Genomic DNA, 13,128 nt, shown 5'->3' with positions numbered 1-13,128 from the left:
TTGAAGCATGCGAGGCCGCCCGCTTGACGGCGAGAGGCACAGTGGTGCTCTTGACGGCGAATCGGCGTGCTGACGTCATCCACTCCACCTCCCCGGCCTGCGTCGGTGCCTTCACTAGTAACAACCCTTCGAGCGGGTGTATTCGTGCAACCCGATCCCCGGGAACCTATGTGAACCACCTCACAGCAGGGGTGAGGGCGGCTCCAGGAGAAGTGCGGTGTAATGGAGGCTCAACCATCGACCGGTCAGCAGGGCCGGGAACGGCGAAGTCTTTTTGCGGAGAACGCGCCGTCCTGAGCCCCCCCCGACCGAGAGGAACCGTCACGGCGCCATCGAGAACCCGGGAGACCGGAGATCTCGATGGCTCTGTGCGTCCTCTCATGTCCGAGTACGACGACATGGAGGTAGACGTTGCCGTTCCGCGAATTAAGAGATCGCCTGCGACGTGTTCTCGGCGCCGCGGTATGCCGCATCCTCGGCGTGATCAAGGGTATGGACATCTGGATTCAGGACCACTGTGTCCTTCTAATGTGGGTACTCTCGTCCATTTTGGCGCCTTCCGTTGGGCTTCTCCTGCTGTGGAAGTGGGCGCAGGTCATCTCCTTCGCCAAGCAGGTGGCACCCGTCCTGACCATCGTGTCGATCCTCATGGGCGGGGCGATGGCGACGCTGCGCTGGTTCATCAAGCGCCGCCGGAAACGTCTGGGCGGCTCCGGCGGCCCGGAGGACGGTCCGGCCGGTGAGCCCGCCTAGCCGGGCCGCCGGGTCGGAGGGTCCCGGGCCGCTCCCCGCGGACCGGGGCCTGCCGTTCCCCCGCCTGAGTGAGTTCGAAGAGTTCTTCCGCGCCGAGTTCGGAGGGGCGGTCCGGTATGTGACCAGCAAGGTGGGGGTCGACCGGAGCACGGCGGAGGACGCCGCACAGAACGCCTTCGTCAAGATCGCGAAGTCTTGGCCGCACGCCATCGATTTGAAGAAGCCGTCCGCCTATCTGAGAAGGATCGCTTACAATGAGGCCCTCTCGATCACAAGGAAGAGCGCGCGCCACGTCCCGGTCTCGGATACCTCCCTCCATTTCGACAGGCTCATGATCTCTATGGACGAGATAGACGAGGTCGAGCTCCAACAGTCACTCAGAAACCTGCTCAAGCTGCTGCCGCCGAGGCAGTCCAGCGTGGTCGCTCTGGCCCACGATGGTAAGACCACCGCCGACATCGCCGTGGTATTGGATATCTCCGAGGCCACCGTTCGGTCCCATCTCCGCCATGCCCGCGAAAAACTGGCGGAAATGTGGCGGGACGACTCCTCTGGATCTTGGAGCGTCGGCGGTCGATCCGAGATCCCATGTCGGTGACAGGGATCGAAAGGACATCTGCGGCGCAGGCGACGGCGTACGGGCCGACATGAGAGGACGACCGGTACGGGGCTCACTGGACACCGTCGCCGAGGCCGGGAGACGTCCGGGCTGCTCGCGATGGGAGGTGTTGCGCTGCGTGGGAGTGCCTTGGGGCGGGGTCTGCTCTCTGTGAGGGAAGGGTGGTGCGACCGGCATTCCTTTTTTGTCGGTGTCGTGCCATAGCATCGCGGCGTGGATGAGGTAGAGCTCGGCGCGGACGAGGCACGGCGGCTTCAACTCCGGGCCCAGGGTTTCCTTGGCGCCCGTCCCAAGGGCGGGGTCACGGCCATGCTGAAGCGGCTTGGGGCCGTCCAGCTGGACACGATCTCGGTGCTGGCCCGGTCGCACGAGCTCGTCCCCTACGCACGGCTCGGAGCGGTCGGGCGGAAGGCGATCGAGGCCGCGTACTGGGGCAACGGGTCGTACGGGGCATTCGAATACTGGGCGCATGCCGCGTCCGTATTGCCGATGACGGACTGGCCGTTGTTCACCTTCCGGCGCCGCGCGTACCGGAATCGTGGGTGGCGTTGGCACAGAGTGCCAGAAGGGGTCTGCGACGAGATCCGCGCGAGGCTCCGCTCCGACGGGCCTCTCACCACGAAGGAACTGGGGGGCGCCAAGGCGAGTTCCGAGTGGTGGGACTGGAGCGACCACAAAATCGGTATCGAATGGCTGCTGGACGTCGGCGAGGTCGTCTGTGTGGAGCGGGTGGGCTGGCGCCGGGTCTACGACCTGGCGGAGCGGGCCGTCCCTGGCGGGCTGCTGGGGCAGGAGCCTGACGACGACGCTTGCCTGACGGCGCTCGTAGCGCGCGCGGGGAAGGCCCTCGGTGTGGCGACGCGGGGAGATCTGGCCGACTACTACCGGGTCAGGCAAGACCAGGTCGACCGGGTGATCGGGGCGACCGGGCTCGTCCCCGCCGCGGTCGAGGGCTGGGCGCAGAAGGCGTGGGCCGACCCGGACGCGCTCGCCACCCCGGCGAGGGGCAGGCACGTCACGACGCTGCTGTCGCCGTTCGACTCCCTGGTGTGGGATCGAGCGCGGGCCTCGCGTGTCTTCGGTTTCGACCACCGGCTGGAGGCGTACGTGCCCAAGGCCAAGCGCGTGCACGGCTACTTCGCGATGCCGCTGCTGTCCGGCGGGCGGCTGCTGGGGCGCGTCGACCCCGCGCGGGACGGGCGGACGTTGATCGCACGCCAGGTGTCCTTCGAGCCCTGGGCCGTCAGGACGGCGGCGCGGGCCGAGGCGTCGGCCACGGCGTTGGGCACGGCCCTGGAACGCGCGGCGGCGTGGGTGGGCTGCGATGCCATCCGTGTCGAGCGGATCGTGCCGGACGGCGTCGACCGCGCCCTCGTCGACGCCGCCCTCAAGAACGCCGCGTCCTAGGGCGCCGTGCCCTAGGACGCCGCGCCTTGAGCGCCTGGGGACTCAGCCGTGGGGAGTCTGCTGGGGGTCGGTGGCGATGGGACGGTCCAGTGCCTCACCCTCCGTGCCGCCGCGGCGCCTCTCGGAGCGCGATCCGAACAGGGAGTAGTCGACTATCTCCGGAATGACGCGGGGGGCGTCCACCACGACATCCGAGAAGAGGTGGACGAGACCGCTGACGATCATCCCGACGACGATGATGCCGACCCCGACCCAGAACATGATCCAGGACGGGCCCAGGCAGATGGCCACTCCGCCGACCACGAAACCGGCGAAGATGATGGTCACGGCCACCCACGAACCGGGCCGGCCCGCGTGCGACCCATGCGACTCTTCGGACATTCGGGCCTCCCCTCAGTGCTCGGAGAGATCTTCTCCGGGACCCGGAAGGTCAAACAGGGCGCCGTGTGGATTGCGCTCCGGAGTGACCTAGACCATTCTGGGTCTCGCCTACGATGGGCATCGTACGTGTGGTGTGCGCGCCGCCAGAAGCGGTGTACCACGATCTGCAAGGAGCCTTCGAGAGTGCCGCCAGTCATCGACAAGATCCTTCGTGCGGGCGAGGGAAAAATCCTGCGCAAGCTCAAGAAGCTCGCGGATCAGGTCAACTCGATCGAGGAAGACTTCCTCGAGATGAGCGACGCCGAGTTGCGCGAGCTGACCGACAAGTACCGGGAACGTCTCGCCGACGGCGATACCCTCGACGACCTGCTCCCCGAGGCGTTCGCCACCGCCCGCGAGGCCGCCAAGCGCGTCCTCGGCCAGCGCCACTACGACGTCCAGGTGATGGGCGGGGCCGCGCTGCACCTGGGCAACATCGCCGAGATGAAGACGGGTGAGGGCAAGACCCTGACCTGCGTCCTTCCCGCGTACCTGAACGCCCTCGCGGGCGACGGCGTCCACGTGGTCACGGTGAACGACTACCTGGCCAAACGTGACGCCGAGTGGATGGGCCGTGTCCACCAGTTCCTCGGCCTCGAGGTCGGCGTCATCCTCCCGCAGATGACCCCGGACGAGCGCCGCGCGGCGTACAACGCCGACATCACCTACGGCACGAACAACGAGTTCGGGTTCGACTACCTGCGCGACAACATGGCCTGGAGCCTGGAGGAGTGCGTCCAGCGGGGCCACAACTTCGCGATCGTGGACGAGGTCGACTCGATCCTGATCGACGAGGCCAGGACCCCGCTGATCATCTCGGGTCCGGCCGAGCAGAACTCCAAGTGGTACTCGGAGTTCGCGAAGATCGTCCCGCGGCTGAAGCGCGCCGAGCTCGTCAGCACGGCCGGTCAGGTCGACGAGTACGGCCCCGGTGACTACGAGGTCAACGAGAAGAAGCGCACGGTCGGCATCACCGAGTCGGGCGTGGAGAAGGTCGAGGACTGGCTCGGCATCGACAACCTCTACGACTCCGTCAACACGCCGCTGGTGAGCTTCCTCAACAACGCGCTGAAGGCCAAGGAGCTGTACAAGCGCGACAAGGACTACGTCGTCATGAACGGCGAGGTCCTGATCGTGGACGAGTTCACCGGGCGCATCCTCCACGGCCGCCGCTACAACGAGGGCATGCACCAGGCCATCGAGGCCAAGGAGGGCGTGGCGATCAAGGACGAGAACCAGACGCTCGCCACGATCACCCTCCAGAACTACTTCCGCCTCTACGGCAAGCTGTCCGGCATGACCGGCACGGCCGACACCGAGGCCGCCGAGTTCAACAAGACCTACAAGATCGGCGTCGTCCCGATCCCGACGAACAAGCCGATGATCCGCGAGGACGTGGCGGACGTCGTCTACAAGACCGAGCAGGCCAAGTTCGAGGCGGTCGTCGACGACATCTCCGAGCGGCACGAGAAGGGCCAGCCGGTCCTGGTCGGCACCACGTCGGTGGAGAAGTCGGAGCGGCTGAGCAAGATGCTCAAGCGGCGCGGCATCCCGCACCAGGTGCTGAACGCCAAGCACCACGAGAAGGAGTCGGCGATCGTCGCCGAGGCGGGCCGCAAGGGCGGCGTCACCGTCGCGACGAACATGGCCGGGCGCGGCACCGACATCATGCTCGGCGGCAACCCCGACTTCCGCGCCGACCTGGAGCTGCACAACCGCGGGCTGTCCCCGCTGGAGACGCCCGACGAGTACGAGGCCGCCTGGCCCGAGGCCCTCGACAAGGCCAAGGAGGCCGTGAAGGGCGAGCACGAGGAGGTCGTCGAGGCCGGCGGCCTGTACGTCCTCGCGACCGAGCGGCACGAGTCCCGGCGCATCGACAACCAGCTGCGCGGGCGGTCCGGCCGCCAGGGCGACCCGGGCGAGTCGCGGTTCTACCTCTCGCTCGAGGACGACCTGATGCGGCTGTTCAACTCGGCCCGCGTCGAGGCGATCATGACCCGGCTCAGCATCCCGGACGACACGCCGATCGAGTCGAAGATCGTCTCCAATGCGATCCGGTCGGCGCAGAGCCAGGTCGAGCAGCAGAACTTCGAGATGCGCAAGAACGTCTTGAAGTACGACGAGGTCCTGAACCGGCAGCGCAAGGTCATCTACGCCGAGCGCCGCAAGGTCCTCGAAGGCGAGGACCTGCACGAGCAGGTCCGCCGGATGATCGACGAGGTCGTCCACGGCTACGTCGCGGGCGCCACCGGCGAGGGCTTCGCCGAGGAATGGGATCTCGACAAGCTCTGGAAGGCGTTCAAGCAGCTCTACCCCATCTCGATCACGGTGGACGAGCTGGTCGAGGACGCCGCCGACGGCGACATCTCCGGCCTGGACGCCGAGACGCTCGCCGCGAAGATCCGCGAGAACGCGCAGGACGCCTACGACAAGCGTGAGGAGGAGCTCGGCTCCGAGGTCATGCGGGAGCTGGAGCGCCGCGTCGTCCTGTCGGTCCTGGACCGCAAGTGGCGTGAGCACCTCTACGAGATGGACTACCTCCAGGAGGGCATCGGCCTGCGGGCCATGGCGCAGCGCGACCCGCTGGTGGAGTACCAGCGCGAGGGCTACGACATGTTCAACGCGATGCTGGACGGCATCAAGGAGGAGTCGGTCGGCTACCTGTTCAACCTCGAGGTCGAGGTCGAGGAGCAGCCGGAGGCCCCGCAGGTCGGCGCCGCCCCCGTCTCGGTCGCCAAGTCCGCGCCGGACACGGCCGACACCGACGAGGACGAGGACGAGGTCCCCGCGGACGACGCCCCGGCCATCAAGGCCAAGGGCCTCGACAAGCCGAGCCGCCCGTCCAAGCTGGAGTACTCGGCCCCCACCGTCGATGGTGAGGGTGGTGTCGAGCACCACAGCGAGGATGCGGACGACCCGTACGCGGGAGTGAACCGCAACGACCCGTGCCCGTGCGGCTCGGGCAAGAAGTTCAAGCGCTGCCACGGAGACCCGCGCGCCAAGTAAGGCACTGAGCCAAGTAAGGCACTGAGAGGCGGCCTCCCGGAACCTTCCGGGAGGCCGCTTCCGTTCTCACGCCCCTGTCGTTTCCAGGGCCGTGCAGCGCCACCGTCCCCGCTGGAGTTCCAGCCGGACCGCCAGGGCCTTCACGCGCCCTTCCATGGCCACCACGGCGCCCGCCTCCGCCGCGTCCGGCGCGGGTCGCTGCAACCAGCTGGACAGCACCCGCGGTGGGACGGCCCGTCCCCGCCCGGGGCACAGCCGCGCGATCTCCCGGCACACCGCGGGGACGGCCACCTCCGTCAGCCGGTGCGCCGGACGGACCCCGGCGAGCACGTCCGCGATGATCCGCACGGTGGCCTCGGCCCGCGCCCGCAACTCGGTCTCCACGCTCTCCCCGGCCCGGACGAGCCGAAGCGCGTCAGGCGACCGCGCATGCACCGGCGCCCGGCTCAGCGCGAGCGCCCCGTCCGTGGACGTGACCGCCCCTCGGAACGACCACCACCCACTGGGAGCTCCGAAGGGTTCGACGATCGGCCGTCCACGGAACGGCGACGTCCCGCCTCCCCTGGCCTTCTTGACGGGACGCTGGACGGCCGTGCCGCGCCCGGCGCTCCTCAGGGCGGGCGGTGTGGCAGGCGGGACAGGCGCGTACCGGATGATCCGGACGGCCGGCGGCGGGACAGGACGTCGGCCCACGATGGCCTCCTCGACTTGGGTTCGAGAAGAAGAGCCGCAGGGAAGCCGGAAAATACGTCCAGACCACATAGGGCCAACCCCGTAACGCCGTGCGGTAACGCGTCCTCCAAGGTCGCAAAGGGGCGGCGGCGGGACGCCCGCAGGCGTCCCGCCGCCGCGGGGTGCGAGTCCCGGAGGGGTGTGGGAGGCCGGGACTCGGTGGAGGGGCGGCCGGTGGGCTGGACCGGCCGGGGTGAGGGTCAGCCGGAGGCCGGGGTGTCCTGGGCGTCGCGGGCGCCCTTGCGCTTGGCGCCGCCTGTCAGTTCGGGGTTGGAGCCGGGGTCGGCGGCCACCGACTCCTCGTCGTCGGGTTCGCGGCCCGGGGTGGCGAAGTCGAACTTCACGATGAGGAACTTGAACACGAAGTAGTAGACGAGGAAGTACAGGACGCCCATCCCGATGATGAGCGGGAGGCCCTTGGTGTTGTCCTTGGACGCGTTGAGCAGCATGTCGATGCCGCCCGCGGAGAAGCCGAAGCCGAGTTTGGCGCCCGCGGCCTCCAGGACCGCCATCGAGATGCCGGTCAGGACGACGTGCACCGCGTACAGGACGGGTGCGACGAACATGAAGGCGAACTCGATCGGCTCGGTGACGCCGGTGACGAACGCGGTGAGGGCGGCGGAGATCATGATGCCGCCGACCGCGGGACGGCGGTGCGGGGGAGCGGCGCGCCAGATGGCGAGGGCGGCGCCGGGCAGGCCGAACATCAGGACGGGGAAGAACCCGGCGAGGAAGCCGCCCGCGGTGGGGTCGCCGGCCAGGTAGCGGTTGATCTCGCCATGGACGACGCCGTCCGGGCCCTTGTAGTCGCCGAACACGAACCAGACGAGGGAGTTCGGGATGTGGTGCAGGCCGAAGGGCAGCAGGAGGCGGTTGACGACGCCGTAGGTGCCGGCGCCGAGCGCGCCCGCGCCGGTGATCCAGTCGCCGAAGTCGGTCAGCCAGTTGCCGAAGACGGGCCAGATGAGGCCGACCGCGACGCCGAGGGCCAGCGCGGCGACGGCGGTGATGATCGGGACGAACCGGCGGCCGCCGAAGAAGGCGAGGTAGGTGGGCAGCTTGACGCGGTAGAAGCGCTGGTAGAGCAGTGCGGCGACGACGCCGATGAGGATGCCGCCGAGGACGTCGGTGGGGTTCTTGGCGCCGAAGTCGATGACCTCCTTGGGCGCGCCGTCCACCATCTTGGTGATCAGCACGTTGCCCTTGAGGTCGCCGGAGTGCGAGAACATGATCTTGGAGACCTGGTCGAAGACCAGGTAGCCGACCACAGCGGCGAGGGCGGTGGAGCCGTCGGCCTTCTTGGCGAAGCCGATGGCGACGCCGACCGCGAACAGCAGCGGCAGGTGGTCGAACAGGGCCTGGCCGGCGCCCCCGACGACCTCGGCGACGCGGATCCAGCCGAGACCGTCCGCGCCGAGCATGTCGGGCTGGCCGAGCCGGAACAGGAGGGCGGCCGCGGGCAGGACGGCGATGGGCAGCATGAGGCTGCGTCCGATGCGCTGCAGCACCGCGAGGGCGCTCGACCCTCGGCGTGGCGCGGCGTCCGCTGTTGTCGAAGTCATCGGGGGGTCCTCCTCAGGGGGTTTCAGGAGTGCGGCGGGGGGTTTCCGAGGGCCGTGTGGATCTGGTAGCGGTCCGCCCTGTAGGTCGACACGCCCAGTTCGGCGCAGACGCCTCCGGTGTAGGAGCGGCGTTGCAGCAGCAGCACGGCGCTGCCGCGGGGGATCTGCAGGTGCCTGGAGTCGGCCGCGTCGGCCAGGCTGGCGTCGATGGTCTGGTCCCCGGCGTCGAACACCAGCCCGTAGACGGCTTCGAGGACGCCGTACAGGGAGCGGTCGGCGAGCCGCCGGTCGAGGAGGTCGGGGGCGAGCGAGGCCAGGATGTGGGCACGTTCCAGGGCCATGGGCTCGCCGTCGGCGGTGCGCAGGCGCTCGATGACGTGGATCTCGGTGCCCGGCTCGACCTCGAAGACGCGGGCGAGGCGCGCGTCGGCGGGAACGGTCCGGCGGTCCAGGTCGACGGCCCCGGGGCGCAGCCCGCGGCTGAGCATGTCCTCGGTGAACGAGACGAGCCGCAGCGGCATCTCGATCTTGGGCCGGGCGACGAACGTGCCCTTGCCGGGGACGCGGTAGAGCCGGCCCTCGGAGACAAGCTGATCGACGCCCTGGCGGACGGTCATGCGCGACAGCCCGTAGCGGACGCACAGCTCACGCTCCGACGGGATCGGGGCGTCGACGGGCAGCTCGGCGCTCTCGATCAGGTCCAGCAGGATGGCGCGCAGCTGGAAGTACTTCGGGACCGGGCTGTGCGGATCGATGGTCGTCAAGAGGAGTCCTCGGCGGACGGGTGCTTCGACGGTTTCGACTTGGTTCGTACTGGTCTAGGCCGGACTAGACCACAACGGGGAAAGGCGTGTCAATGCACAGATGCGTAACGGACGGATCAAGGACCGGCGGCTCATGATCGCATGAATCCGCAGGTCAGGGGGCACGTTCGGGGGGCGCCTCCGGTTCGGGCTCCGGTGGCGCGTCCTCGTCGGGCTCCCGGCCGGGAGTGGGCAGATCGAACCTCCTGATCACGAAGCCGAAGACCGCGTAGTAGACGAAGAAGTAGACCACGCCCACCGCGACGATCAGCCACAGATGGCGGGTGTTGTCCTTGGTGGCGTTCAGCAGCAGGTCGATCAGACCGGCGGAGAAGCTGAAGCCGAGCTGTGCGTCCGCCGCCGCGAGCGCGTACAGCGAGACGCCGGTCAGCACGACGTGGACGGCGTACAGCAGCGGCGCGACGAACATGAACGAGAACTCGATCGGCTCGGTGACGCCGCAGACGAACGCGGTGAGCGCCGCCGAGATCATCAGGCCGCCCACCGTGCCGCGGCGGTGCGGGGCGGCTGAGCGCCAGATGGCGAGGGCGGCGCCGGGCAGGCCGAACATCAGGACGGGGAAGAACCCCGCGAGGAAGGTGCCGGCGTGCGGGTCGCCCGCCAGGTACCGGTTGATCTCGCCGTGGACGGGTCCCTCCGGCCCGTCGTAGGTGCCGAACACGAACCAGATCAGCGAGTTCAGGATGTGGTGCAGGCCGAAGGGGAGCAGCATCCGGTTCGCGACGCCGTACATCCCGGCGCCCGCCGCGCCCGCCCCGGTGATCCAGTCGCCGAAGTCGTCGATCCACCCGCCGAGCGTCGGCCAGACGAGGCCGAACGCGACGCCGAGCAGCAGTGCCGCCCCCGCCGAGACGATCGGGACGAACCGGCGGCCGCCGAAGAAGGCCAGCCAGGAGACGAGCTTGACCCGGTGGAAGCGCTGGTAGAGCAGCGCGACCATGATCCCGACGACGATGCCGCCGAGCACCTGGGTGGGGTTCTGGAGCCCGTATCCGATGGTCTCCTTGAGCGAGCCGTCCTCCTGCCGCACCGTCTGCACGACCGTGCCCTTGAGCTCGCTCGTGTGCGAGAACATCACCTTCGACACCCGGTCGAACACCAGGTAGGCGGCGACGGCCGCGAGCGCGGTGGACCCGTCGGACTTCTTGGCGAAGCCGATGGCGACGCCGACCGCGAACAGCAGCGCGAGGTTGTCCAGAAGGGCGCCGCCCGCCGCGGCGAAGACCTCGGCGACGCGGTCCCAGCCGAGGCCGTCCGCGCCGAGCAGGTCGGCCTGGCCGAGGCGGAGCAGGATCCCGGCCGCGGGCAGGACGGCGATCGGGAGCATCAGGCTGCGGCCGACGCGCTGGAGCACCGCGAACGCGGCCGACCATGCCCCGCCCAGGCCGCCCCTGCCGCCGGACGCGGCGGCGCCGGAACTCATCCGCGGTCGCCTCCCCCCAAAGGGCCCGATCCCGGACGAGTTCGGGCCGACGTCTTCAGCTCCCTCCGATTGGTGGGATAAGGTGCGTACTGGTCTAGTCCGGACTAGACCAGTTCGACGCGGAGGCGTCGATCGGCGATCGTCGCGTCACGGAGAGTGCGCACCCATGGCATCACTACTGATCAGCGCCAACCACATGATCACTACCCCCGCGGACGGTCCTACCCGTGTCCTGTCCCCGGGATTCGTCCGGGCGGAGAACGGCGTGATCGCCGAGGTCGGCGAGGGCCGCCCGCCCGGGCCGCCCGACGTCCGGCTGGCGGACGGGCTGCTCGCGCCCGGGCTGGTCGACCTCCAGGTGAACGGGTTCTTCGGGTACGACATGGTGGACGCGGACGAGGAGGGCTGGCGCACCGTCGTCTCCCGCCTCCCCGAGACCGGCGTGACCGCGTTCATGCCGACCTTCATCACCGCGCCCGTCGGGACGCAGGCCGAGGCGCTGCGCCACGCGCGCGACCTCCTGCCCCGGCTCCCCGCAGGGGCCAGGGTCCTCGGCGTCCACCTGGAGGGGCCGTTCCTCTCCGAGAAGCGCAAGGGCGCGCACAACGCCGCCTATCTGATCGACCCGGAGCCCGAGGCGCTGCTGACCCTGCTGGAGACCGGGCTGGTCAAGCTCGTCACCCTGGCGCCCGAGCGGCACGGCGCGATCGACGCCGTCCGCGCGCTGGACGCGGCCGGGGTCCTGGTCAGCGTCGGGCACAGCGACGCCACCGCCGCCCAGACCGCGGCCGCGGCCGACGCCGGGGCCCGCATGGTCACCCACATCTTCAACGCCCAGAGCGGTGTCCACCACCGTGACCCGGGCGTCGCGACGCAGGCGCTGATCGACCGGCGGCTGAGGCCCGGCCTGATCCTCGACCTGCACCACGTCTCCGCCGAGACCGCGAAGCTGGTGTTCGGCGCCGCGTCCGGACGGGTCGTGCTGGTCACCGACGCCGCCGCGTCCGCCGGGATGCCGCCGGGCACCTACGACCTCGGCGGGGAGCCCATCACGATGCCCGAGGAGGGGCCGCCGCTGCGCGCGGACGGCACCATCGCCGGGTCCGGGCTCCGGCTGGACGACGCGGTCGGCAACGCCGCCGCGCTCGGCATCGACACCGCGACCGCGGTGGACGCCGCGACGCGCGTCCCCGCCGACCTGATCGGCCGCGCCGACCTCGGCCGGATCGCGCCGGGCGCCGCCGCCGACCTGGTGTGGCTGGGCCCGGACCACCGCGCGCTTGCGACCTGGATCAACGGGCAGAAAGTCTTCGGAGGGGGATCATGACCAGTCTGATGCGCGCCGAGATCGGCGAGCAGCCGGACGCGCTGGCCCGCACGGCCGGCGCGCTGCTGCCGCGGACGGCCGACATCGGGGCGCTGGCCCGCGAGACGCGGCAGGTGCTGTTCATCGCGCGCGGCTCGTCCGACAACGCCGCCGTGTACGGGCGGTACCTGGTGGAGGCGCACACCGGGCGGCTGGCGACGCTGGCCGCGCCGTCCATCGCGACCACCTACCGGCGGCGCGTCGACCTGGGCGGCGTGCTGGCCGTGGCGATCAGCCAGTCCGGCAAGACCGAGGAGATCGTCGAGACGCTCGACTGGGCCGCCGCGTGCGGCGCCCGCACCGTCGCGGTCACCAACGGCGCCGGGTCCCCGCTGGCCGAGGCCGCCGAGGTCGCGCTGGTCACCGACGCGGGCGACGAGATCGCCGTCCCCGCCACCAAGACCTACACCACGCAGCTCGCCGCGCTGTCGGTGCTCGCGCTCGGCCTCGGTGCGGACGTCGCCGTCGACGACCTGCGCCGCGTCCCCGACGAGGTGGCCCGGCTGATCGCGCAGACCGAGGCGTCCGCCGCGCTGCCCCGCATCGTCGAGGAGCTCGCGCAGGTCCCCGGCACCGTCGTGTCGGGACGCGGGATCGCGTTCGGCACCGCCCTGGAGCTGGCGCTGAAGATCAAGGAGGCGTGCTACCTGCACGCCATGGGCCTGTCCTACGCCGACCTGCTGCACGGCCCGATCGCCGTCGTGGACGACCGGACCCCCGCGCTGCTGGTCGCCGCCGACTCCGGCCCGACGCTGCCCGGCACGATCGCGCTGGCGCGCCGCGTCCAGGGCGCGGGCGCGCGCGCGTTCGGCGTCGGCGGCGGTCCCGGCCTCGCCGAGGCGTGCGCGGCGGCGCTGCCCGGTCCCGCGCTGCCCGAGTGGGTGGCGCCGCTCGGCCTGATCGTCCCCGGCCAGATCCTGGTCGAGAACCTCGCCCGCCGGCTCGGCATCGACCCCGACGTGCCGCGCGGCCTCAACAAGGTCACGCAGACCGACTGACGGAACCAAGGAAGACAG

General features: G+C 70.0%; 11 protein-coding genes. 6 read left to right on the top strand and 5 right to left on the bottom strand.

The features are described 5' to 3' along the window. The first annotated feature begins 549 nt into the window (after window positions 1–549). The 3 genes from AGRA3207_RS14700 to AGRA3207_RS14690 all read left to right on the top strand — a co-directional run bounded on the left by AGRA3207_RS14700 (window position 550) and on the right by AGRA3207_RS14690 (window position 2,779). A complete protein-coding gene (locus tag AGRA3207_RS14700) occupies window positions 550–753 on the top strand; it encodes a hypothetical protein (RefSeq protein ID WP_231335190.1) in 204 nt (67 codons plus the stop codon). After that, a complete protein-coding gene (locus AGRA3207_RS14695; RefSeq protein ID WP_231335189.1) occupies window positions 740–1,351 on the top strand; it encodes an RNA polymerase sigma factor in 612 nt (203 codons plus the stop codon). The genes AGRA3207_RS14700 and AGRA3207_RS14695 overlap by 14 nt, the downstream gene beginning before the upstream one ends. A 234-nt stretch (window positions 1,352–1,585) precedes the next feature. Next, complete coding sequence (locus AGRA3207_RS14690) at window positions 1,586–2,779, top strand: winged helix-turn-helix domain-containing protein (protein WP_231335188.1); 1,194 nt, start codon at window positions 1,586–1,588, stop codon at window positions 2,777–2,779. Window positions 2,780–2,821: 42 nt separating this feature from the next. On the opposite strand, the gene AGRA3207_RS14685 is transcribed toward AGRA3207_RS14690, so the two are convergent. Further along, window positions 2,822–3,160: an HGxxPAAW family protein gene (locus tag AGRA3207_RS14685; protein WP_231335187.1), complete on the bottom strand. Its 339-nt coding sequence runs from the start codon at window positions 3,158–3,160 to the stop codon at window positions 2,822–2,824. Between the two features lie 183 nt (window positions 3,161–3,343). Between AGRA3207_RS14685 and secA the strand changes: the two genes are divergently transcribed. Then, on the top strand, window positions 3,344–6,205 hold the full coding sequence (secA, locus tag AGRA3207_RS14680; RefSeq protein ID WP_231335186.1) for a preprotein translocase subunit SecA: 2,862 nt from the start codon (window positions 3,344–3,346) through the stop codon (window positions 6,203–6,205). Between the two features lie 66 nt (window positions 6,206–6,271). Here the strand turns inward: secA and AGRA3207_RS14675 are convergent, their stop codons facing one another. The 4 genes from AGRA3207_RS14675 to AGRA3207_RS14660 form a co-directional block, all read right to left on the bottom strand. Further along, window positions 6,272–6,898 carry an Rv3235 family protein gene (locus tag AGRA3207_RS14675; RefSeq protein ID WP_231335185.1) on the bottom strand — a complete coding sequence of 209 codons (627 nt, stop codon included), beginning with the start codon at window positions 6,896–6,898 and terminating at the stop codon, window positions 6,272–6,274. Between the two features lie 239 nt (window positions 6,899–7,137). After that, window positions 7,138–8,499 (bottom strand): PTS transporter subunit EIIC, encoded by a 1,362-nt coding sequence (locus AGRA3207_RS14670; RefSeq protein ID WP_231335184.1) that lies wholly within the window; start codon window positions 8,497–8,499, stop codon window positions 7,138–7,140. Window positions 8,500–8,522: 23 nt separating this feature from the next. Beyond that, a complete protein-coding gene (locus tag AGRA3207_RS14665) occupies window positions 8,523–9,263 on the bottom strand; it encodes a GntR family transcriptional regulator (protein ID WP_231335183.1) in 741 nt (246 codons plus the stop codon). A 154-nt stretch (window positions 9,264–9,417) separates the two neighbouring features. Beyond that, window positions 9,418–10,746: a PTS transporter subunit EIIC gene (locus AGRA3207_RS14660; RefSeq protein WP_231335182.1), complete on the bottom strand. Its 1,329-nt coding sequence runs from the start codon at window positions 10,744–10,746 to the stop codon at window positions 9,418–9,420. Between the two features lie 166 nt (window positions 10,747–10,912). Between AGRA3207_RS14660 and nagA the strand changes: the two genes are divergently transcribed. Beyond that, on the top strand, window positions 10,913–12,073 hold the full coding sequence (gene nagA, locus AGRA3207_RS14655) for an N-acetylglucosamine-6-phosphate deacetylase (protein WP_231335181.1): 1,161 nt from the start codon (window positions 10,913–10,915) through the stop codon (window positions 12,071–12,073). Then, complete coding sequence (locus AGRA3207_RS14650; RefSeq protein ID WP_231335180.1) at window positions 12,070–13,110, top strand: SIS domain-containing protein; 1,041 nt, start codon at window positions 12,070–12,072, stop codon at window positions 13,108–13,110. The genes nagA and AGRA3207_RS14650 overlap by 4 nt, the downstream gene beginning before the upstream one ends. Window positions 13,111–13,128 lie beyond the last annotated feature (18 nt).

The organism is Actinomadura graeca, assembly GCF_019175365.1.
In the GTDB taxonomy this organism is placed as follows: domain Bacteria; phylum Actinomycetota; class Actinomycetes; order Streptosporangiales; family Streptosporangiaceae; genus Spirillospora; species Spirillospora graeca.
Note: the sequence above shows the minus strand (reverse complement) of the source record. Positions and strands in the feature narration are given on the sequence as shown.

Coding starts and splice junctions, on each gene's coding strand:
- AGRA3207_RS14685 (WP_231335187.1), bottom strand. CDS start 3,160: ATGTCCGAAGAGTCGCATGGGTCGCACGCGGGCCGGCCCGGTTCGTGG.
- AGRA3207_RS14670 (WP_231335184.1), bottom strand. CDS start 8,499: ATGACTTCGACAACAGCGGACGCCGCGCCACGCCGAGGGTCGAGCGCC.
- AGRA3207_RS14660 (WP_231335182.1), bottom strand. CDS start 10,746: ATGAGTTCCGGCGCCGCCGCGTCCGGCGGCAGGGGCGGCCTGGGCGGG.
- nagA (WP_231335181.1), top strand. CDS start 10,913: ATGGCATCACTACTGATCAGCGCCAACCACATGATCACTACCCCCGCG.
- AGRA3207_RS14650 (WP_231335180.1), top strand. CDS start 12,070: ATGACCAGTCTGATGCGCGCCGAGATCGGCGAGCAGCCGGACGCGCTG.